Consider the following 21,049-nt stretch of genomic DNA (forward strand, 5'->3'; position numbering starts at 1 on the left):
GATGAACACGAATAAAAAAATAGTAATCGTAGCACTGTCAACACTGGCAATAGGTTTATTGCTGGGTTGGTTGATTTTTGGTGGTTCATCATCCGAAAGTAAAATGGATGATGAGCACCAGCACACTACAGAAATAGCTGGCGAGACCGTGTGGACTTGCTCAATGCATCCTCAGATCCGTCAGAGTGAACCCGGAGACTGCCCTATCTGTGGCATGGACCTTATTCCTTTGGAGGATGATCAGAATGAAGTACTTGACCCTATGGCAGTAAGTATGTCGCCTACCGCCATGCAACTGGCTGATATCAGAACGGCTGCTGTAGGAACCATGGATCCGGTTAAGTCGGTTAGGCTGAACGGAAAGGTACAGGAAGATGAGCGACTGGTTTTTTCTCAGTCTTCCCATATACCGGGCAGGATAGAAAAGCTGATGGTCAATTTCACAGGTGAGTTCGTAAGGAAAGGGCAGGCCATTGCTTATATATACTCTCCAGATTTGGTTACTGCACAGGAGGAATTATTTGAAGCACAAAAAATTAAAGATACACAGCCGCAATTGTTTAATTCCGCCAAAGAAAAGCTCAAAAATTGGAAACTTTCCGACAGTCAGGTAGAGCAAATTCTCAAAGTGGGGACACCGAAAGAGGAATTTGCTGTTCAAGCTGATGTTTCGGGTTATGTAACTGAGAAAATGGTAAATCTGGGTGATTACATCCGAAAGGGAGAGGCTATTTATGAGATTGCAGACCTTTCAAAGGTATGGGTATTGTTTGATGTTTATGAATCGGATATGCCCTGGATCAAAAAAGGTGATAAGGTAAACTTTACAGTGGCCTCTCTACCGGGAGAGACATTTGAAGGTAAGATAACCTTCCTGGATCCTGTTATTGATCCTAAGACAAGAGTAGCAAAAGCAAGGGTAGAAGTGCCCAACAAAGACAATCAGCTAAAACCTGAAATGTTTGCATCCGGTACGGTAGAAGCTACATTGCCGAAAAAGTCAAATAACATAGTGGTTCCCAAAACTGCTGTTATGTGGACAGGCAAGCGTTCGGTAGTTTATGTAAAAAATACCACTAGTAGTGGAGTAAGTTTCATGATGCGTGATGTGACGCTTGGGCCGGGTTTAGGTGACAGCTTTATTGTGGAGAGTGGCCTTGAAGAAGGTGAAGAGATAGCAGTCAATGGCACCTTCAGCATTGATGCAGCAGCACAACTAAGCGGAAAGGCAAGCATGATGAATCCTGAAGGAGGCCCGGCAATGACAGGGCATAACCACGGGGGTATGGATACGCCAGCTTCGTCAGGCCAGGTCAAGAAAAAAGAGACTAAGCCAGTGTCAATTAGTCAGAAGGCGAAAGAAGCATTGCGGCCCCTTTATACTGAATACCTCAAATTTAAGGATGCCTTAACGGCTGATGAATTTGATCAGGCTCAAAAAGCCGCTTCCGATCTCAAAACAACACTGGATAAGGTGAATATGTCTGCTTTTACCGGTGAGTCACACAATGCCTGGATGAGCTATAGCAGTGACCTGAAAAATGCATTGCAACATGTTCAGCACCTTAAAACGATAGCCGAACTACGCACTACATTTCAGCAGGTATCTGAAGGAATGATTGCCATGACCAAAGCCTTTAATCCATTGGATCAGACACTGTACGTTCAGTTTTGCCCAATGGCAGATAATAACAAAGGAGCTAACTGGCTAAGCACCGAAGAGGAGATCCGCAATCCCTACTTCGGGGAATCTATGCTCACTTGTGGGGAGGTAGAGGAAAATATCAAGTAAAATGAAAGAATGCTGTAAAACAGGGGATGAAAAAGCCCCTTCAAAATTAAAAATGTGGACTGGACGAATCGTCTGGGGTATAGTAATTCTTATTGTGATTTGGATAGCCACCATACAAATTTTGAATCTTTAATATTAATGTTTAACCCGGCCTGTCGGTTGACAGGCTATCAAATTGAAAACAAAAATGAAAAACACAATTCTAATAGTTTCAATGGCTTTAGTAAGCTTTGGAGTATTTGCGCAACACGATCACGGTAGTCATGATGAAAAAAAGGAAATGAGCCAAAAGATGGAGCCTATGTTCAAAGACAAAAAATTGGGTATTGCTTACGGCCATTATATCCACTTGAAAGAAGCCCTGGTCGCTTCACAGATGAATGAGGCCAAAAAGGCTGCAACCAAACTGGAAGCGTCTTTAGGCTCCGAAGATAACTGGCAGGAAGCTAAGGCGGAGGCGGCAAAGGTGGTTTCAGCTACTACTTTGGATGGCCAGCGCAAAGCTTTTGCTTCGTTGAGTAATGAAATGGCCTCTTTAGTAAAAAGTGGTGAACTTTCTATGGGTGAAGTGTACCTGGAGTATTGCCCCATGGCAAATAACAATGCCGGTGCCTATTGGCTATCCAATCAAAAGGAAATCAAAAACCCATACTTCGGTGACAAAATGCTGAAGTGCGGGAGTGTAAAAGAGACAATAAACTAATAACTAATATAAGCCCTGTTGGAGAGTGGCCCTTGTGCAGGTTGTCATGCATACAATCCTGCCGCCACTCTTCCATCAGGCACCAAACGGAAAAGTCATGAAGAAGAAAAGCAAAAAGGACAACCCTAAGACATCTACCCGGAATCTGGTCTATGCCTACCTGACCATTGCGGCATTAGTAGTGACAGCCACAGCATTGGTGTACTGGATTAACTATCAGCAGCTAAAGCCTTCTGTCAGCTATATCCAGGATGAATTTGAGCGACCCGTTGAACCAAGCCTGATATGCATGGTGAATGACGCCTACATGGGCAAGCCGCAAATCCCGGTACCGGTCAATGACAAAACCTATTATGGTTGCTGTGAAATGTGCGTGGATAAGCTTAACAACCTGGAAAGCGCAAAGATCGCGATTGACCCCTATAGTGGTAATCCTGTAGATAAATCAGAAGCATTTATAGTAGTGACTAACCAACAAGGTGCAGTTGCCTACTTTGAATCAGAGGCCAATTACAACGCATTGAAGAAAAACTAAAAACAATCCTGTAACCCCAAATCTATGAAATTGACAATGAAAAACATTCTAAAAGCAGTTGTATTGGTACTTTTCACTTCAGCAACCGCATTGGCCCATGACGGCCACAAAAGCAAACAAGACAGCACCGCCCAACAAGCGGATACTGTGATGACCACCCCCACCAGCGAGGCAGATCAAAGTGAACATGAACATACCAGTGAGGCAGTGAGCCACGATGCGCATGAGAAAGATGCACACCACGAAAAAAAGGTCACGGCTGATTTGGCAGATTTCCCCACAATCCATCCACTGATTGTCCATTTCGCTATCGTATTACTGATTGTGGGGGCCATTCTGGCGGTTGTCAACATCTATTTCATCAAAAAGGAATTGGCGTGGACAGCCTTTGCCCTGGTGCTGGTAGGTTTTGTAGCTGCGTACTTGGCCGGCAGAAACTTCCATCCGCATACGCACGGCCTCACTGAACATGCCAGGCTCGTATTGGAACAACACGACTTCTGGGCTGACTGGACAATCAATCTTGGGTTTATCGGCCTGCTATTGCAAGGAATCAACCTATTCATTTTCAAATCGAAAAGGTGGGCAATGGCTATTGTGGCAGTGGTGTTATTGGGTGCAGCTTATGCTGTGGCACAGGCAGGACATTACGGAGCACAATTAGTACACATAGAAGGTGTAGGACCGCAAGGTGATTTTTTGGAACTGGAGCATGAACATTAAACATCAGATAATGAAAAAATTCCCTAATATAATTTTAGCAATTTTCGCATTTGCCTTGTCTTTTTTATTATCAGGGCTAACTAATGCGCAAAACCTCACTGAAAAATCAGTCGAAGGCAACACTGATAATCTTCCTGTAAGAGAATATGCCATTTCCATAAATGAGCTGGCAGTGAACAAGGCAGGCAAAGAAGTCATGGGAATGGCCATTAATGGCAGTGTCCCGGGACCCACACTTACTTTTACTGAAGGTGAATATGCCGTAATATATGTAAAAAACGAGATGGATGAAGAAACTTCCATTCACTGGCACGGTTTGTTGTTGCCAAATTTTTATGACGGGGTTCCTTACCTCACCACTCCGCCCATCGCGCCTGGGGAAACACAGAAGTACGAATTTCCCCTGAAACAAGCCGGTACCTATTGGTATCATTCACATACCATGCTGCAAGAGCAGAGTGGTGTTTTTGGCTCTATCGTCATCCATCCTAGAAAAGAAAACCTGGCCTATGACAAAGAGCTCGTTATAATACTTTCGGACTGGACGAATGAAAAGCCTATGAACGTACTCCGTTTTCTGAAACGAGGAACCGAATGGTACAACTGGCGAAAAGGTACGGCCACACCCCTCAACCGCGTTATTGCCAGAGGTGCAATGGGAGCCCAGTTAAATTTCTGGAGGCAGAGAATGGAAAGTGCAGACATTGCCGATATATATTACCCGACCTTTTTAGTTAATGGTGAACAAGTTCAGGAATATTCCAATTTCAAACCCGGAGAAAAGGTTAGGCTTAGAATTATTAACGGGGCAGCTTCTACCTCGTTTTGGATGACGTTTGGTGGTGAAATGCCGACCTTAGTTGCGGCCGATGGACTAAATGTTGAGCCGGTCAAGCGCAATAAAACATTTATTGCCATTGCGGAGACCTACGATTTTATTGTAAGTATTCCGGAAAGTGGAAAGATGGAATTTCGGGCCACCGCTCAGGATGGTTCGGGAACAGCCTCTGCTTTTTTGGGCCAAGGTGAAGTTTTAGCAGCCGAAGATGTTCCCCGCCCTGATAAAATAGGGATGATGATGCAAATGGCAAAAATGGACATGCGCATGGGGGCTCCTGCCCTAAAATTTAATCCTAAAAAGGACGATCCCCAAAAAATGATGGAGAACTGGGGAATGCAAATGAAAGGCGACAAAAACCCGGATAATGATATGCCGGGTATGAATATGGCCGGAAATAAGGAAGAGGTCTCCCAAATGGATCATTCCTCAATGGATATATCTGATGATAAAAACTCCAAAATGGATCCGCCAAGTGCTCCCATGGCTGAAATGCCCGGGATGGAAAACATGGATATGTTTTCAGAATACAATTACAATTATCTGAAATCACCTGAAAAAACGGTTTATGGTAAGGATGTTCCAGTCAATGAAATCCTCCTCAATCTTACAGGGAATATGAACCGCTACATCTGGAGCATGAATGGTATTCCCCTATCTGAAACAGATAAAATAAAAATCAAAGAGCGGCAAATTACCCGAATCACACTTAACAACCTGACGATGATGCACCATCCCATGCACCTGCATGGTCATTTTTTCCGTGTCATCAACGAAAGCGGTGATTACTCGCCCCTGAAGCATACGGTGAATGTGCCACCCATGCAAAAAGTAACCATTGAGTTTTACGGGAACGAATATGGAGATTGGTTCTTTCATTGCCATATTCTCTATCATATGATGGGAGGTATGGCACGGGTAGTCAGCTATGATACACCGGAAGACCCTAGAATGAAACCCTTTCCAATTTCCAAACTGATTCACGAAACCAACCGCTTCTATAGTTGGGGAATGGCAGATGTTGCCTCACATAATACAACAGTCAATCTGACCACTTCAAACATTCGCAATCAATTCAATTTATCAATGGAATACGGATGGAATCAGAACCTGGAAGCTGAATTTTCTTATGAGTATTATCTGTACGATTATTTGAGGGTTTTTGGAGGTATTAATGTTGAGAATACCACCAGGAATAGTTTGGATGATATGAAGACAATTGCCGTGGCTGGTATCCGGTGGTTTACACCTTATATGTTCAATGTTGACCTAAGGATAGATAATGAGCTTCGGCCTAGAATTGGAATCGGTCGATCGCTGATGATATTTCCGAAGTTATCAATTTTTGGCTATTACGAATATCAAATTGATGCAGGATTGGTAAACGGTCTGGAGGCCGGCCAAAATTACAAAGAAGAAATTGTATGGAGTGCCGGTGCACAATACATGCTTTCTAAGAATTTTTCACTGATGACAAGCTATGACAACCGCTTCGGAGCAGGGGGCGGATTATCTGTCATGTTTTAATTAGGAAGTTATGGAAGAAAGTTATAAAAAAGGAAGTTTAAGTTTATTAGGATCAATTGCTTTAGGCACTGGTGTAATGATCGGTGCAGGAATCTTTGCATTATTGGGCCAGGTGGCTGAACTGTCAGGGACCTGGTTTCCTTACATTTTCGTTTTGGGAGCTCTCATTTCAGCATTTAGTGCTTACTCCTACATCAAAGTTTCAAATACGTATCCTTCGGCTGGGGGGATAGCCATGATTTTGAAAAAAGCTTATGGTAAATCAACAATAACAGCTTCTGCATCATTATTAATGGCACTATCCATGGTAATCAACGAAAGCCTGGTTGCCAGAACTTTTGGCTCTTATACCCTACAACTGTTCGAAGTTGAAAACAAGGAACTTTGGATTCCCATATTGGGTGTTGCTCTTTTGGTTAGCGCTTTTTTGATTAACATATCTGGCAACAAGCTGATAGGAAAGTCATCACAGTTCATGTCATTTATCAAAATTATCGGAATTCTGATTTTTGCCATAGGAGCTCTCTGGGCAGTGGGTTTTTCTCTGGAAGGGTTGATACCAAAAGCCATCAAAAACACTGATTATTCAGCAACCAGTTATATTGGGGCTTTAGCACTTTCCATTTTGGCCTACAAAGGATTCACTACAATAACTAATAGTGGTGGCGAAATTACAGAACCTCAAAAAAATGTTGGCCTGTCTATTATTATTTCTTTGTTGATATGCACAGTGGTGTATTTTCTGGTTGCTTTCGCTGTAAACTCAAGCCTTACAATCTCTGAAATTATTCAAGCCAAAGATTACTCCCTTGCTGAAGCTGCCAGACCTGCTTTTGGAGATTTTGGTCTTCATTTTACCGTTGCTATTGCCATAATAGCTACTATTTCGGGAGTGATTGCCAGCATTTTTGCAGTCTCTCGTATGACGGCTATGCTTACAGATATGGAACTTATTCCACATAGTCATTTGGGCATGTCAGGCCGAATACAGAAGCATATGTTGGTGTATGTGGTGTTTATCGCTATCATCCTGACTATTTTCTTTGATCTGTCCAGAATTGCTTCCATAGGAGCCATTTTTTATTTGGTGATGGACATCATTATTCATTGGGGTGTATATAAGTATTTGAGGAAAGAGGTGAAAGCCAATGGAACAATTGTACTCACAGCGATGGTGTTGGATTTCATCGTATTGGCAGCTTTCTTATGGATCAAGGCATCATCTGACCTTTTGGTTCTTATTGTTTCTGCATCTGTGATGCTAATAGTTTTTGCAGGTGAAAAATGGTTCTTAAGTCGAGCAGATAAATCTACCCAAAAATGAAACGAAACAGAAACTACTACATCCGAAAAACACACCGGTATCTGGGGATTTTTATAGGCATTCAGTTTATTGGGTGGACGGTCAGCGGCCTCTATTTCAGTTGGACGGATATTGACGAAATCCATGGAGACCAGTTCCACCATGAGCATGTCACGACCCATTCACCCCGGAACCTGATCAGTCCGGCACAATTGGATTCAACGCGTGGTATTTCATCCCTTGAGCTTCGCTACATCAATCACCAACCGCATTATTGGGTCAACGATAGTCTGCTCTACAATGCCCAGACCGGACAAATCAAAAAGGGCATAACCGAAACGGAGGCGGTCGAAATCGCACAGAACCATCTTGTAAAAAACCTGGAAATCCTGAAAACAGAATGGATTACTGAAACCGACAACCATCATGAATACCGTGGCAGGCCGCTACCAGCCTGGGCTGTCCACTTTGATCATCCCGAAAAACTGGTAGCGTACATTGATGCCTCCAATGGCCGCTTTGAGCGGGTAAGGCACAACAGTTGGCGTTGGTTCGATTTTCTCTGGATGTTTCACACCATGGATTATGCCGGGCGGGACAACTTTAACAATTGGCTGCTCAGGGCATTTTCAGTCTTTGGCCTTTTTACAGTGCTATCAGGCTTTACACTTTACGCAGTATCCTCTAAAACTTTCTTAAAAACCACTTCAAAACTTAAAAAGAATAAATGATGAACAAACTAATTTACACACTTGCACTGGGATTGCTGATCGTATCCTGCCAAAACAAAAAAGGTGAAAATGGTGGTCACGAACACCATCAGCCGGAAGCCGCAACCTCTACGGTCGACCAATCGGATAATTCGAAAAAGAGCATCCCTCAGGAAGCGCATGGCAATGTGGGTGATGCCCACGTTTCTGTGTACTACCACTCACCTGCGGTTCGAAGTAGGGTCATTTGGGGCGGCCTGGTACCTTTTGACGAAGTTTGGGTTGCGGGTGCCCACAGTGCCACCAGCATAGAATTTTCCAAAGCAATCGAGATAGAAGGTACGACCATACCCAAAGGGAAATATGCATTCTTTACTATCCCCGGACAGGAACGCTGGACGTTGATCCTAAACAAAAACTAGGAGCAGCACCTTGCTGATGATTACGATCAGGCAGAGGATATTATCAGGATCGAGGTAACACCTGAAACAGAAATGCCGCTATCAGAACGGCTTACTTATACCATTGAAGACAAAAGAGAGGGTTCGGGCGCTATCCGCATGTCTTGGGAAAAGCTAAGTGTTTCCCTTCCATTTAAAACAGATTAACCACTAAAATTTTTACTCATGGAAAAGCATAATCACGAACATCACAAGCACCATCACCACGATGATGACCACCAAAAGAGCCAATCATCAGATGATCAAACCGTCAACAAATCAGACCATCAGCATGGACACCACGACCATCATGCCATGATGATCGATGATTTCAAGAAGCGTTTTTGGATTTCTCTGGTGCTCACGGTACCGATCCTGGCATTATCTCACATGATCCAGCAATTACTGGGATTTGAGCTGACCTTTTTTGGTGATCAGTACTTCCTTTTTGGGCTTTCCACTATTGTCTTCTTTTATGGGGGCTGGCCTTTTCTCAAAGGACTTTGGGATGAGCTGAAAGACAAAAACCCGGGCATGATGACCTTGATTGCAGTGGCCATTACCGTGGCTTACGTATACAGCTCGGCCGTGGTGTTTGGTTTGGAAGGGATGGACTTCTTCTGGGAGCTGGTCACACTGATTGTCATCATGCTGCTGGGGCACTGGATCGAAATGAAATCGGTAATGGGAGCATCAAGGGCACTTGAATTGCTGGTGCAAATGATGCCTTCCGAAGCGCACCTGGTACATGGAGACCAAATCAAGGACATCAAAGTGGATGAACTGAAAAAAGAAGACATCATCCTAATAAAAGCCAATGAGAAAATACCTGCGGACGGCACAGTGGTGGATGGAGAAAGTCATCTGGACGAAAGCATGCTCACCGGTGAAAGCAAGCCGGTGAAAAAATCCAAAGGAGACCAGGTAATTGGCGGATCGGTGAATGGCAGTCAATCCATCAAGGTAAAGGTGTCCAAAACCGGCAAAGAGAGCTACCTAAACAAAGTGATCACCTTGGTGGAAGAGGCTCAGAAAGCCAAATCCAAAACCCAAAATCTGGCCAACATTGCCGCTAGATGGCTCACGTTCATTGCCATTGGTGCCGGCACGATTACACTAGTAACCTGGATCAGTCTGGGCAAACCGTTGGACTTTGCCCTGGAGCGGATGGTGACCGTCATGGTCATTTCATGTCCACACGCACTGGGTTTGGCCATACCACTAGTTGTAGCCATTTCCACTGCTGTTTCAGCAGGAAAAGGCTTGCTGATCCGCAACCGTACTGCTTTTGAAAATGCCCGGAAGATTACCGCAATGGTGTTTGACAAAACAGGCACGTTGACCGAAGGCAAATTTGGTGTCTCACGATATGAGAGCCTTTCTGATGATATGAACAAAAATGAACTGCTGTCCTTTGCCGCTTCGCTGGAGCAGCAATCGGAGCACCCAATTGCACAAGGCATTGTGAAAGCAGCGAAAGAGGCAGGCCTGGCATTGAAAAAGGTAGAAAATTTTGAATCATTAACGGCCAAGGGCATTCAAGGCAAGATCGAGGGACAAAATTGGAAAGTAGTCAGCCCCGGCTACCTGAAAGAAAACGACATAAATATCCCCGATCAGGCAGGATCTGATGAGGCAGAAACCATCGTGTATGTGCTGCAAGAGAATCTAATAATAGGCTTCATAGCCTTGTCCGACCAAATCAGGGAAGAAAGCCCTAAAGCCATCGAAACGCTTCGGGAAAAAGGCATGAAGCTATACATGGCTACCGGGGACAATGAGAAAACCGCCAAGGCAGTCAGTGAAAAACTCGGGCTGGATGGCTACTACAGTGAGGTACTGCCCCATCAAAAAGTGGAAATCATCAAGAAACTCCAAAAAGAAGGCCACTTTGTAGCCATGACGGGTGATGGTGTGAATGACGCCCCTGCACTGGCACAGGCTAATGTGGGTATTGCAGTAGGTTCCGGTACCGATGTGGCTGCTGAGACAGCCGACATCATATTGGTCAACAGCAACCCAAAGGACATTGCCAATCTGGTACTATTTGGCAGAGCCACCTACAACAAGATGATCCAGAACCTCGCCTGGGCAACAGGCTATAACGCTATCGCATTGCCACTGGCCACAGGCTTTATTCCAGGCCTGGTGATCAGTCCTGCTATAGGCGCAGTATTCATGAGCCTGAGTACGGTCATAGTGGCCATCAATGCGCAATTGCTGAAACGAAAAATTAAGAACTGACTACCCCTGCTCAGATTTGGGAAGACCAGGTAAAATCTGCTGTGTTGATTATTTGAACCAGTTCATGCAGTAAATAGACACTATGAAAATGAAAAACTCACTTTTTAAATGCCTGAAAATTATAACCAACAATATGAAGATTTAGAGGACAAACTTAGAATGATCGATCTGGAGGAAGATAACCTCCTCAAAAAATCAGAGCTGAGCTTTCAAAGGGTTCTAATTGCCATTAACAGGTTACAGAATGTCTTAACTAAAAACCTTGTAGATTCTCAAGCCGGTGAAATACTCTTCTTTAAGGAGATTTAACCCAAATACGCCTGCAAACTCATTTACAATCTCAACGTGTTCAATTTTGGAACTAACAAGCCCAATAGGGATTAAGATTAGGCGCAAGTATTATCAAAACGAATTAGATAAGCTCACAGGCTTCTTTGACAATATCTTGGAGTTTTACCTACGCAATTAAAAACCCAAAGACCACCAAAAGCCGCTTGGAAACAATGGAGTGATGAGGCACCTAGAGAGGTTCTGGAAGATGGTGACCATGGCTGTAAAAATGGAATGGGTAAGCCGGGATCCCTTTGAAAAGTATCTGCTCAAATTTCATCGAGTTGATAGGGATTTCCTTAATCACGAAGAGTTGGAGGCAGTAGAAAACAAGGACTTCAAGATTGTGCGTTTGCAGTGGGTCAGGGATCTGTTTGTGTTCAGTTGCTATACCGGACTGGCCTACATCGATGCGATGAACCTGACACCATCCAACATCACGATTGGCATTGATGGGGAGTACTGGCTTTCCACCTGCCGCCAGAAAACCGACCAACCTGTCAGGGTTCCCATCCTTCCCAAGGCCTGGGAGATTATTGAGAAATACAGAACCCACCCAAGGGCTTTGCAAAAAGGATCTGTATTCCCTATGATCTCTAATCAAAAGCTTAACTCTTATCTGAAAGAAATAGCCGACCTGTGCGGGATTGAAAAGAACCTCACCTTTCACCTGGCCAGGCATACATTTGCCACCACCGTTACTCTTTGCAATGGTGTCCCGTTGGAGACTGTGAGCAAGATGCTGGGTCATTCAAAAATCACCACTACTCAGGTTTACGCTAAAGTGGTGGAGAAGAAGGTAAGGGAAGACATGCACACTCTCCGGGAGAAGCTGGCAGCACCAAAATTGATGAGAAGGGCGAAGTAGCCCTTCGAAGTAGCCCTTTTTTGTATTTAAGTGATTACTTAAATACATTTAATTCCTTAGCTTTGTTAAGCAAATGCTTAAATACGAAGTTATGAATACATGTATCCGTGTCTTTGCCGATAGCGACCAGATCAATAGGTGCAGGGAAGACTTGAAGAGTAAAGAAGAAGGCTTTTTAGAACTGGCAGATGTACTGAACCTGGCTGGTAATGCGGTTCGCCTCAAAATCCTGTATCTCTTGAAACAGGAAAATGAACTTTGTCCGTGCGACTTGTCAGACATCCTAGGCATGACAGTGCCGGCCATTTCCCAACATCTGAAAAAGCTGAAGGATGCAGGAATCGTGACAACCAAAAAATCCGGACAAACCATCTTCTATTCAGTAGAAGCGCACAGTCAGCGGATCATTTCATCAGTGCTCGATTTGTTTAATCTCCCAAATACAATTCCTGCCCTATGATACCCAGTGATCTTACCCAAAGCATAAAGGTTTCCTTAAAAACTGCTACCGGGCAGTTGGGATATATCCTCAGTAAAATTGACGATGAGGACCAGGTGGAAAACATACTTCTCCAGTTGAAGGCGGTACAATCCACCCTTACCAAGACTACTTATGAATTATTGGATGATACCTACAGAAAAGCATTAGCAGAAAGAATCTCGTCAGCTTACCAGAACTGCCCCGGTAACTGTGGTAATGAAGAAACAATAGAAAAGCTGAGAACACTATTTCCAGAGCTTAAACTCGAAGAAGTGCCTGAAAAACTAAGGGAAGCCCGGACGGTGGAAGAAGAATTGAAGAAATTTTTATCCGAACGTTTGGACACCCCCTCCCCCCGTGACTGAACTTTGGAGAGATGTTTCAATAAAATAGTATTGATATGAAAAGTAAACTCATGATTTTGGCCACAGCGGGTATTCTCGCCATTGGTGGCCTTGCTTACGGGATCAACTCATCCCCAAAAGCTTGTCCTTTGGAAGGTACTCCAGATTGTCCAAAAGTTAGCTGCCCTTTGGCAGGCACTCCGGAATGTCCTTATGATTTGAAAGTGGCGGAAATACCCGCCTGCTGCAAGAAAAAGTAACCGGGAGGGCGCAGAGCCCTTCTTTTTTTGAAATGAAAAAGTATATGAAAAATTCGCTTTTAACCAGCGGTATTATGGCTGCACTCTTAAGTTCACTTTGCTGCATCACCCCGGTGCTTGCACTAGTGGCCGGTGCAAGCGGGATTGCCTCCACTTTTTCCTGGCTGGATCCTGCACGGCCCTTTTTTGTGGGCATTACGGTTGTAGTGTTGGGTTTTGCCTGGTACCAAAAACTTAAACCAAAGGCCAAAGGTGAAATAGAATGTGCGTGTGAGGAGGACCTACAGCCCTCCTTTTGGAAAACAAGGAAATTCCTTGGGATAGTCACCGTTTTTGCGACCCTGATGCTCACATTCCCGCTTTATGCTCACATTTTCTACCCTAAATCTGAAAAGCAAGTGATCATCGTTGATAAGTCAGACATTCAGACCGTAAATTTTCAAATCAAAGGCATGACTTGCCAGGGTTGCGCAGATCATGTTGAACATGAGGTAAATAAGCTCAGCGGTATCCTTAAAGTAACCGCATCCTACGAACAGGGCAATGCCATTGTAGAATTTGACAATACCAAAACAGGCATCCTTGAAATTGAGCAAGCTATCAACTCGACCGGATATTCCGTGACCAATAAAACAGAGAAATAAATGGAAATCATATTAGAATCAACCATCACCTGCCCGGAATGCGGGCATCAAAAAGAAGAAACCATGCCCACTGACGCCTGTCAGTATTTTTACGAATGTGAAAATTGCCACCAGGTACTAAAACCGAAGGAAGGGGATTGCTGCGTGTATTGCAGCTATGGCTCAGCACCTTGTCCACCAGTACAATTGGATTCTGATCAAGCATGTTGCTAGCGTAGACAATGCTTTATCTGACATACATCATGTTTTAACATGTACAATGTCATAGCACCCTCAATAACCGTTGCGTACTTTTGAGTCATATTGAAGGGAATACCAAATAGATGCCCCTTCAATGGATGGCATTTTACATCAAAAAGGCTCATGAAGCGCAACTTATATATAGTCCTGCTCATTGCAATGCTCCTCCCTGGCAAAGGGATGGCAGTGTTTCAGCACTTTTGTGGGGGCGAACTGATCAGTTTCGAGCTTTTTCTAAAACACCACGAACCATGCTGTGACGATCACAGCAACCCTTGTGATGGCTGTGAGGACCAGGAAACCATCTTCTCTCTTGATGATTTCAGAGCACCTCATTCTGACATTCCGGTCATTGCTTTTTCACCTGCGGCATTGGCTCAGCCATCTTTCCATTTGCCTTCTACACAATTTTTCGAATCAAGAACATACACAAATCCTAAAAAGGCTCCCCCGGCTGGTCAGGGCGGTATCGCTCTATCCTGTTCCAGTCATTTCTTATTTAGATACATCTGATTATCAGTTAGTTGCCTGGGTTACGAAACCTTCGAGCAATGTCGGAAATGGTTCTGTAAAATATAGCTGTTCCGGGATATTCGAACAGCATTAGAACACGATCTATCCGACAAAACTATCATCAAGTTTCTTTAATCAGACTTTCAATAAAATAATTTCTGCGTGCAATTGTCCGGCAATCGCTCCATGCAAATCAAACCTCTACCGGATCTGGTTGCTTATCGAAAAAAAATAACAGCATTGGAAAAGGAAATTTCAAAGTTAAAATCGGCCATAGCCAAGAGCAAACAGTTCAATCAAAAAGTGGAATTGAACCAACAGCTAAAAGCCGCTGAAAAGGAGCTGGAGTGGCTATTTGCAGATGGGAAAGGATCAAATTGATGGAGTTCGGAATTCCGAAGAGACTGTAATCTAAACTCTGTCTGAGACTTTGAAAATCAATTAAAGTTTATAAGATAGAGTGTTATGAGCGAAGAACAAGAATCAGCATTTAAGAAGAAAGTACTTGACCAGTTTTTATCAGGAGAGTCCCTGTTCGGCAAGAACGGTGCGCTGTCTCCGATGTTGAAGGAGTTTTTGGAGGAAGCCCTCCAGGCTGAGATGGACGAGCACCTTCGGGATGAAGATGCAGGCCACAGTGCAGGCAACAAACGTAACGGCAAGGGCAGCAAGCGTGTGAAGAGCAACTTGGGAGAAGTGGAGATCGAGACGCCCCAGGACCGTCACAGCAGCTTTGAACCTAAAATCGTCGAGAAGCGCCAGCGTATCCTTGCCGATAACCTTGAGAAGCAGATCATAGGGATGTACGGGCTTGGCAGTAGCTTACGTGACATCTCCGGGTACATCAAGGAAATGTACGATACGGAGGTCTCCACGCAGGTGATAAGCGATATTACCGACCGTGTCGTCCCGAAAGTCAAGGAGTGGCAGAACAGGCCGTTGGAAGAGGTCTATTGCATTGTATGGCTTGATGCCATGCACTTCAAGGTACGTGAGGAAGGGAAGGTACGCCATAAGGCCCTATACAATGTATTAGGGATCAACCGTGAGGGGAAGAAGGAGGTACTGGGCATGTACCTTTCCGAAAGCGAGGGGGCGAACTTCTGGCTACAGGTACTCAGCGATCTACAGCACCGTGGAGTACAGGATATCCTGATCGCCTGTACCGATAACCTTAAGGGCTTTCCCGAGGCGATCGGGTCGATTTTCCCGAAAACAGAGATCCAGCTCTGCGTGGTCCACCAGATCCGGAACAGCCTGAAGTACGTGGCCAGCAAAAACCAAAAGGAGTTTGCCGGTGACCTGAAGAAGATCTATAAGGCCGAGACAAAGGACCTGGCCGAATCGGCATTGTTGGAACTGGAAGAAAAGTGGGGGAAGAAATACCCCATAGTGATCCGTTCCTGGAACGACAACTGGGAGAGGCTGAGTGCCTTCTTTGCCTATACACCGCCCATCAGGAAGCTGATCTATACCACCAATGCGGTGGAAGGCTTCCATCGGCAGGTAAGAAAGGTGACCAAGACCAAAGGGGCATTTACCAGTGACATGGCACTTCTAAAGCTGGTCTATCTGGCCACGCAGCGGATCGAGAAAAAATGGACGACCCCTTTACAGAACTGGAGCTTGACAGTCCAGCAGTTGGCCATTAAATTTGAGGGGAGGCTCCGGTTGGACATCAATACGGAAACCTAATTATTTAGTGAGAATTTTTTCCCTTCCCGGGGGCTAGCCCCCGGGAAGGGAAAGGACAGAGTTGAGATAACACTCCCATTCCGAAAGTTAGTCATGAAAAGATAACTGGTTTGAAGTTCATTTTAAGACATCCGCTTTTCCCTCCATTTATTATGCCTTTCAATAAATAGATTTTTAACCGTCATTTTTCATAAGACATTTAATCTAAGGTATCAAAAATACCTTGTTGGTGTTCAGATAAAATTGTTTTAAATTTTTCAATATTGGACTTATATAAACAATAGCGGATTTTAGTATAAGGATTCAAATGCTGATTTATACTTTTTTCAATAGTATCCACATGAGACAGGTTTTCTTGCAAAGCTTTGTTCAAAGCACCTTCTGTAAAATCACTTTTCAATAATAGAATTTCTTGAACAAAACCATCAACCTTAAATTCTGAAAAATCATAATTTGGAAAGTATTTCAATGCAACAAATAAGAACCTGAATACATCCAGTGTTTTAAGTGTTTCTATTCGCCCTCCTTTTTTTAGTCTATAATTTATCTTATTTTCTTCTTTTAAAATTTCTTTTTGAATGTTTGAAAATTCTTCATCTGCTATTTCAAAAAGGGCTGAAAGTCTGTTAATTCTTCGTTTCAAACCTTGTGGTATGCTTTTTTTATATTTTATTTTATGATCTAAAACACTCCATGCATCCTGGATAACTGTTCGAACCTGCAGCTCAATTTGAATATTATTAAACTTACCTGCATTATCAATACCCTTCAGTCCCCGTTTCAAGACCAATTTCAGATGTAAACTTTTGTAGCCAAATTTATCTTCTGTCTTTTCTAGTTGGCTTGATTTATCCGTTATTTCTAGCTCTTTGAAATACTTCCTCAGACCACGTCTTATTTCATACACCTCTTCAGCATAAAAACAAACAGCCCGAATACCAATCAAATCGGTTAGGTAATTACTGATTATTACCTCCTTTTCCTTTTTGTCAATATAGGGTAAATACTTTCTTGTGAATTTACTGATGCATTCCTCATAACTTTTTGTTCTTCCTTTAACCAATTCAACTTTAGGTATAGCACCAATTAGTTGGCAAAAGAAGTTGACTGCCGCATTATGATGTGGTAATTCGTTTTCATACCAAATCTTGAATTCTTGTATATTCTTATCAATCTCGTTCATGGGACCACATATGCAAAGATTATTTTTTACGTTAAATCACAATTCAGGATCAAGCGCATGAAATATCAACATCACCAAGGTAGGTAAATTTATCGTAAGCCTTAGATCCTAAAAAATCTCCCTTAATTAATCCACCTATTATAATACCTCTAACAAAATTTAAATCTATCTAAAAAACGGCTTTGTTCTACCTTAAAACAAACACTTCAACTCCACATTTTAGTACTCAAATGAAGCAATATTAATTAATGGTAAGTATGGTTCAAAAACTTAGCCAACAAACTTCTTGGCCACGCTCTATGATCCTAAATAAACCTAAGCAGTCAATTTCCCGCTTACAAGCGGCCAATACCTTAACTAGAGAATATCATTTCCATTTATCATACGAGCATGTTGTTTTTTAATTAATCAAAATCCATCATCCCATCAATCAGTTTCTGGTCACTTTCTTCATCCAGAATACTATCAATATATGATTTAGTTGTCCGAATATCCGAATGCCCTAATGATTCACCTACATATTCAATGGAAGCATTTTTCCTGATGGCCATAGTGGCAAAGCTGTGTCTGGCCCAATAAGTGCTTATTTCCTCTTCGAAACCCACATGATTGGCAAACCGCCTCATATGCTGGTTGATCAACCTCGTAAAATTTTGCTTGGCTTTAAATTTTTCTTCCTCGTTCATAGTATGATTGAGAACAGGAAACACAAAATCGTCTTTGCCTTTTTGCTCACTTCCATATTTATTGATCACATGCTTAGAAAATGTTGATAGTGGAACACGGATAACAATTTGGTCATCAGTAGTATCTTTCGTCTTTTCCCGGATAAATTCCAGACATTTGGGTTTGACTTGGCTCCATTTTAAATACAGAATATCCTTCATATTCATCCCTTTACAGAGATAAGAGAAGAACCAAAAGTCTTTCGCTTTTTCTTGGAACTCGTTCTCAGGCGGTGTCTCAAATAGGATCTTTAGCCCTTCCTTATTGATAGCCTTTTTCTTGTTTCTACCTTTTGGGATGCTATACCCATCTTTGCTGAATGGATAATTAGAGGGTTTTGCTATATTGAAAATATGTCTTAATGGTCTAAGATAAATGCCGACGGTTGATCTTGAATTTCCTTTATCGATCATCCATTGTTCATAGCCTTTTAGAAACCTTGGTGTAACTTCAGAAAAGTACAATCGCTTTGGCCCACGTGACTTGTTCTCTGATAAAAATTGCTTTATAGATTTTAAGCTGCAGTTATAATTGGACTTGGTGCCAATCTTTTTCTGGAGGTCCAGTTCCTCAATTTTCATTTTATATTGATAAAAGATATCCTGAGATTCCCCTTTGGGCTTAAACAGTTTTTCTTCAAAAGTATCAAAGGTAAAATCATCAATGTCCTGAGCAATGGCCTTGTATTCTAATAGAAGGGCTTCTACCTCTTCCCTTATCTCTCTTTCCCTTCTTTTGGGCTTAGAAGATTCAAAAACCTTCTTATAGGTCGATAAATCCATATCATATCCAGTGCCATAGTACCTGTTCTTTTGGGTAGCGGTATTATAAATTCGAATCTTTGAGGGGTATAATCCATTGGATTTTTTTCGCCTATTATCTAAATCCAGAGACAAAATAACCTGCTTTTCTGATTTAACTCTCTTACTGTCTAACATATACATTTTTAAAATTTGCAAAATATTTGCAAAAAAAATGCAAAATTAAGTACTAAAATACGTAAATAAACTAGTGATTTAATTTATTTAAACCACTGAAATACAATGATTTAAAAATAAACAATAAATATAAAAGATGCCAAGATCAGACTGTTAATCAGAGGGTCCTTGGTTCGAGCCCAAGTGGGCCACCCGATATACTTACTTGAAAAAGGAAAAATCTCAAGGAAAGAGGCTAGTAACTTATTAGGATTGAAAAACACCAAAACTTACGAAATTCTCACTGAAATGGTGGACCAAGATCTTATCAAAAAACAGGGCAAAGGGAGAGCCACTTACTACAAACTATAGTGGCTCCTCTCCAGACTTCCCCAAAACTATAAGCTTCTCTATCATTTCCATTTCTTCTAAAAAAGAGTTCGATCCACGTATCGCCAGCTCCACCTGACGGCACAAATCCTCATTTTGAGATTTTGTGCCGTTCTTATCAATAATTAAACCATTATCTATCGAGTGGACAAGACTAATCTTTTATTACCCTTATCATTAAGAATCTTTTAGTTCTTAATCGTTTATTTAATTTCACCACCTTTGATATCCCAGCTATCATTTTCAGAAATACCCTTAATGGAATTCTGAGGGTATAGTGCCCTAAAATTATGAAATGTCCACTGATTGTTCAAAATCTATGGATTTTGGAAAAAGGATATTATTCTCCAAATGAATATGCCTGTGCAGATCTTTTTCAAATTCATCAAGCAAAGAGTAGGTTACTTTATATGTATTACATGCATCCAATGGGGCCTTGTAGTTATTTGAAAGTTTTGAAATTTTTTCAAACCTATCTCCCTCAGCTTCATGCTCCTCCATCATCATCATCACTGGATTACTAACGCTTTTGAAATGTGGAGCCGGCAAAGACTCTTTTTCTTTCGACAATTTTATCATTTTCCTCACATAAGGAAATAGAATCAACTCTTCTTTCTTCATATGTGCAGTAAGCTCTCCAGCTGAAATTTGAAATAAATGATGTATCTCAAACAATTCGGGATGGGCTTTACCATGTACTTTACAGAGTTTCTCTAGATATTGTAAAAGCAGGGGTATCCTCTCTTCCACATACCGATGATGGTGCTTTTCAATATAATCAGCCAATGAATCCAATGGCCAATTTTTAAAATCTTCCTGCTTTTCACCTGAATTTCGAACGACTTTATCCAAAGCGGATATTACTTTATCAGGATCTAGGCCCTTGGCAAGGCATGCTTCCTCTATGGTACGCCCCCCTTTACAGCAAAAGTCTATTTTAAATGACTCAAAAACAGGCGCTGTCCGATAATCATCAGCTACGACTTCCCCGATTATATTTTTTTTCTCCAACATATTACTTTGATTTTAAGATCCTTTTATCTTTTATTTTATCGCACCACTTGTACTTTTGTTTTATACAAAGATATAACAAAAACAATAAAAGACAAAATTGTCCTTTATTGTTTTTGTGTCTCTAATACCTACTACAGAGCGATACGAGTACTAGGATGGATGAAGGAAAGGACGATTTAACAAAACCTTATTTTATTATTCTTTTTAGAGTAGCCCTTCCATCCGATACCTCCTTAGCAAGATCCTTAACACTCTTATTGACCAACATTTTAAATAAATTCTCACGTAGTCTTTTAAACTCGTGATGTATCGGGCAAGGATTTTCATTAGAACACTCTTTAAGACCAAGGCCACAGCCAACAAACCATTCTGCGCCGTCAATGGCATTAACTAAGTCAATAAGTTTAATCTCAGCTTGATTATTATCAAGATAAAACCCACCATTTGGCCCTTTTGAAGAATTAATGATTCCTAGCTTGGATAACGACTGCAAGACTTTGGCAGTAAAATTCTCCGGAGCATCAGTTTCTTCACAAATCTTTTTGATCCCTATTTTTTTTCCATCCTTACTAAGAATCCAAATGCAGATAACTGCTCTTATTCCATATTCACATGCTTTGGAAAACATA

General features: G+C 42.2%; 22 protein-coding genes and 1 pseudogene. 19 read left to right on the forward strand and 4 right to left on the reverse strand.

From position 1 onward, the window contains the following. The first annotated feature begins 1 nt into the window (after position 1). The 19 genes and pseudogenes from FDP09_RS22545 (at position 2) to FDP09_RS22635 (ending at position 16,190) form a co-directional block, all read left to right on the forward strand. The gene (locus FDP09_RS22545; RefSeq protein WP_137404710.1) at positions 2-1,792 is read left to right on the forward strand and encodes an efflux RND transporter periplasmic adaptor subunit; all 1,791 of its coding nucleotides are present in this window, start codon (positions 2-4) and stop codon (positions 1,790-1,792) included. A 187-nt stretch (positions 1,793-1,979) separates the two neighbouring features. Beyond that, positions 1,980-2,495: a DUF3347 domain-containing protein gene (locus FDP09_RS22550; protein ID WP_137404711.1), complete on the forward strand. Its 516-nt coding sequence runs from the start codon at positions 1,980-1,982 to the stop codon at positions 2,493-2,495. A gap of 97 nt (positions 2,496-2,592) precedes the next feature. After that, positions 2,593-3,030, forward strand: coding sequence for a hypothetical protein (locus FDP09_RS22555; RefSeq protein ID WP_229683494.1), 438 nt, complete (start codon positions 2,593-2,595; stop codon positions 3,028-3,030). A gap of 24 nt (positions 3,031-3,054) precedes the next feature. Further along, entirely contained in the window at positions 3,055-3,753 is a 699-nt protein-coding gene (locus FDP09_RS22560) for a hypothetical protein (RefSeq protein ID WP_178371494.1), read from the forward strand. A 10-nt stretch (positions 3,754-3,763) separates the two neighbouring features. Then, the gene (locus FDP09_RS22565; protein ID WP_137404713.1) at positions 3,764-6,118 is read left to right on the forward strand and encodes a multicopper oxidase domain-containing protein; all 2,355 of its coding nucleotides are present in this window, start codon (positions 3,764-3,766) and stop codon (positions 6,116-6,118) included. A gap of 10 nt (positions 6,119-6,128) precedes the next feature. Next, the gene (locus FDP09_RS22570) at positions 6,129-7,442 is read left to right on the forward strand and encodes an APC family permease (protein WP_073094959.1); all 1,314 of its coding nucleotides are present in this window, start codon (positions 6,129-6,131) and stop codon (positions 7,440-7,442) included. Then, complete coding sequence (locus FDP09_RS22575; RefSeq protein ID WP_137404714.1) at positions 7,439-8,152, forward strand: PepSY domain-containing protein; 714 nt, start codon at positions 7,439-7,441, stop codon at positions 8,150-8,152. The genes FDP09_RS22570 and FDP09_RS22575 overlap by 4 nt, the downstream gene beginning before the upstream one ends. Beyond that, positions 8,152-8,739 (forward strand): annotated as a pseudogene (locus FDP09_RS22580) (DUF2911 domain-containing protein). The gene FDP09_RS22575 and the pseudogene FDP09_RS22580 overlap by 1 nt, the downstream one beginning before the upstream one ends. 18 nt (positions 8,740-8,757) lie before the next feature. After that, entirely contained in the window at positions 8,758-10,815 is a 2,058-nt protein-coding gene (locus tag FDP09_RS22585) for a copper-translocating P-type ATPase (RefSeq protein ID WP_137404715.1), read from the forward strand. 108 nt (positions 10,816-10,923) lie between these two features. After that, entirely contained in the window at positions 10,924-11,124 is a 201-nt protein-coding gene (locus FDP09_RS22590) for a hypothetical protein (RefSeq protein WP_041738740.1), read from the forward strand. Between the two features lie 202 nt (positions 11,125-11,326). After that, positions 11,327-12,013 carry a site-specific integrase gene (locus FDP09_RS22595; protein ID WP_052331439.1) on the forward strand — a complete coding sequence of 229 codons (687 nt, stop codon included), beginning with the start codon at positions 11,327-11,329 and terminating at the stop codon, positions 12,011-12,013. A gap of 91 nt (positions 12,014-12,104) precedes the next feature. Next, positions 12,105-12,473, forward strand: coding sequence for an ArsR/SmtB family transcription factor (locus FDP09_RS22600; RefSeq protein WP_137404716.1), 369 nt, complete (start codon positions 12,105-12,107; stop codon positions 12,471-12,473). Continuing rightward, on the forward strand, positions 12,470-12,859 hold the full coding sequence (locus tag FDP09_RS22605) for a metal-sensitive transcriptional regulator (protein ID WP_015266976.1): 390 nt from the start codon (positions 12,470-12,472) through the stop codon (positions 12,857-12,859). Before FDP09_RS22600 ends, FDP09_RS22605 begins: the two co-directional genes overlap by 4 nt. Positions 12,860-12,894: 35 nt before the next feature. Then, on the forward strand, positions 12,895-13,098 hold the full coding sequence (locus FDP09_RS22610; RefSeq protein WP_015266975.1) for a hypothetical protein: 204 nt from the start codon (positions 12,895-12,897) through the stop codon (positions 13,096-13,098). Positions 13,099-13,142: 44 nt separating this feature from the next. Further along, on the forward strand, positions 13,143-13,742 hold the full coding sequence (gene merTP, locus FDP09_RS22615) for a mercuric transport protein MerTP (protein ID WP_221444440.1): 600 nt from the start codon (positions 13,143-13,145) through the stop codon (positions 13,740-13,742). Continuing rightward, positions 13,743-13,955 carry a GDCCVxC domain-containing (seleno)protein gene (locus FDP09_RS24110; protein WP_137404718.1) on the forward strand — a complete coding sequence of 71 codons (213 nt, stop codon included), beginning with the start codon at positions 13,743-13,745 and terminating at the stop codon, positions 13,953-13,955. Between the two features lie 150 nt (positions 13,956-14,105). Beyond that, a complete protein-coding gene (locus FDP09_RS22625) occupies positions 14,106-14,495 on the forward strand; it encodes a hypothetical protein (RefSeq protein ID WP_041738738.1) in 390 nt (129 codons plus the stop codon). 186 nt (positions 14,496-14,681) lie between these two features. Then, complete coding sequence (locus FDP09_RS22630; protein WP_041738736.1) at positions 14,682-14,876, forward strand: DUF4391 domain-containing protein; 195 nt, start codon at positions 14,682-14,684, stop codon at positions 14,874-14,876. 84 nt (positions 14,877-14,960) lie between these two features. Further along, complete coding sequence (locus FDP09_RS22635) at positions 14,961-16,190, forward strand: IS256 family transposase (protein ID WP_137401357.1); 1,230 nt, start codon at positions 14,961-14,963, stop codon at positions 16,188-16,190. A 199-nt stretch (positions 16,191-16,389) separates the two neighbouring features. On the opposite strand, the gene FDP09_RS22640 is transcribed toward FDP09_RS22635, so the two are convergent. The 4 genes from FDP09_RS22640 to FDP09_RS22660 all read right to left on the reverse strand — a co-directional run bounded on the left by FDP09_RS22640 (position 16,390) and on the right by FDP09_RS22660 (position 21,048). Continuing rightward, on the reverse strand, positions 16,390-17,373 hold the full coding sequence (locus tag FDP09_RS22640) for a GTP pyrophosphokinase (protein WP_137404719.1): 984 nt from the start codon (positions 17,371-17,373) through the stop codon (positions 16,390-16,392). Between the two features lie 404 nt (positions 17,374-17,777). Then, positions 17,778-19,037, reverse strand: coding sequence for a tyrosine-type recombinase/integrase (locus tag FDP09_RS22645; protein ID WP_187328754.1), 1,260 nt, complete (start codon positions 19,035-19,037; stop codon positions 17,778-17,780). Positions 19,038-19,694: 657 nt separating this feature from the next. Beyond that, positions 19,695-20,420 (reverse strand): iron-sulfur cluster repair di-iron protein, encoded by a 726-nt coding sequence (gene ric, locus FDP09_RS22655; RefSeq protein ID WP_137404721.1) that lies wholly within the window; start codon positions 20,418-20,420, stop codon positions 19,695-19,697. Positions 20,421-20,607: 187 nt separating this feature from the next. Then, positions 20,608-21,048 carry an RrF2 family transcriptional regulator gene (locus FDP09_RS22660; protein ID WP_137404722.1) on the reverse strand — a complete coding sequence of 147 codons (441 nt, stop codon included), beginning with the start codon at positions 21,046-21,048 and terminating at the stop codon, positions 20,608-20,610. Position 21,049 lies beyond the last annotated feature (1 nt).

Source organism: Echinicola rosea (genome assembly GCF_005281475.1).
Lineage (GTDB): Bacteria > Bacteroidota > Bacteroidia > Cytophagales > Cyclobacteriaceae > Echinicola > Echinicola rosea.

Excerpts from the sequence above, each read along its gene's own strand:
- FDP09_RS22600 (WP_137404716.1), top strand. The coding sequence starts at position 12,105 with ATGAATACATGTATCCGTGTCTTTGCCGATAGCGACCAGATCAATAGG.
- FDP09_RS22555 (WP_229683494.1), top strand. The coding sequence starts at position 2,593 with ATGAAGAAGAAAAGCAAAAAGGACAACCCTAAGACATCTACCCGGAAT.
- merTP (WP_221444440.1), top strand. The coding sequence starts at position 13,143 with ATGAAAAATTCGCTTTTAACCAGCGGTATTATGGCTGCACTCTTAAGT.
- FDP09_RS22550 (WP_137404711.1), top strand. The coding sequence starts at position 1,980 with ATGAAAAACACAATTCTAATAGTTTCAATGGCTTTAGTAAGCTTTGGA.
- FDP09_RS24110 (WP_137404718.1), top strand. The coding sequence starts at position 13,743 with ATGGAAATCATATTAGAATCAACCATCACCTGCCCGGAATGCGGGCAT.
- FDP09_RS22645 (WP_187328754.1), bottom strand. The coding sequence starts at position 19,037 with ATGTTAGACAGTAAGAGAGTTAAATCAGAAAAGCAGGTTATTTTGTCT.
- FDP09_RS22560 (WP_178371494.1), top strand. The coding sequence starts at position 3,055 with ATGAAATTGACAATGAAAAACATTCTAAAAGCAGTTGTATTGGTACTT.
- FDP09_RS22595 (WP_052331439.1), top strand. The coding sequence starts at position 11,327 with ATGAGGCACCTAGAGAGGTTCTGGAAGATGGTGACCATGGCTGTAAAA.
- FDP09_RS22630 (WP_041738736.1), top strand. The coding sequence starts at position 14,682 with ATGCAAATCAAACCTCTACCGGATCTGGTTGCTTATCGAAAAAAAATA.
- ric (WP_137404721.1), bottom strand. The coding sequence starts at position 20,420 with ATGTTGGAGAAAAAAAATATAATCGGGGAAGTCGTAGCTGATGATTAT.
- FDP09_RS22565 (WP_137404713.1), top strand. The coding sequence starts at position 3,764 with ATGAAAAAATTCCCTAATATAATTTTAGCAATTTTCGCATTTGCCTTG.
- FDP09_RS22605 (WP_015266976.1), top strand. The coding sequence starts at position 12,470 with ATGATACCCAGTGATCTTACCCAAAGCATAAAGGTTTCCTTAAAAACT.
- FDP09_RS22570 (WP_073094959.1), top strand. The coding sequence starts at position 6,129 with ATGGAAGAAAGTTATAAAAAAGGAAGTTTAAGTTTATTAGGATCAATT.
- FDP09_RS22640 (WP_137404719.1), bottom strand. The coding sequence starts at position 17,373 with ATGAACGAGATTGATAAGAATATACAAGAATTCAAGATTTGGTATGAA.
- FDP09_RS22660 (WP_137404722.1), bottom strand. The coding sequence starts at position 21,048 with ATGTTTTCCAAAGCATGTGAATATGGAATAAGAGCAGTTATCTGCATT.
- FDP09_RS22545 (WP_137404710.1), top strand. The coding sequence starts at position 2 with ATGAACACGAATAAAAAAATAGTAATCGTAGCACTGTCAACACTGGCA.
- FDP09_RS22575 (WP_137404714.1), top strand. The coding sequence starts at position 7,439 with ATGAAACGAAACAGAAACTACTACATCCGAAAAACACACCGGTATCTG.
- FDP09_RS22635 (WP_137401357.1), top strand. The coding sequence starts at position 14,961 with ATGAGCGAAGAACAAGAATCAGCATTTAAGAAGAAAGTACTTGACCAG.
- FDP09_RS22610 (WP_015266975.1), top strand. The coding sequence starts at position 12,895 with ATGAAAAGTAAACTCATGATTTTGGCCACAGCGGGTATTCTCGCCATT.
- FDP09_RS22585 (WP_137404715.1), top strand. The coding sequence starts at position 8,758 with ATGGAAAAGCATAATCACGAACATCACAAGCACCATCACCACGATGAT.
- FDP09_RS22625 (WP_041738738.1), top strand. The coding sequence starts at position 14,106 with ATGAAGCGCAACTTATATATAGTCCTGCTCATTGCAATGCTCCTCCCT.
- FDP09_RS22590 (WP_041738740.1), top strand. The coding sequence starts at position 10,924 with ATGCCTGAAAATTATAACCAACAATATGAAGATTTAGAGGACAAACTT.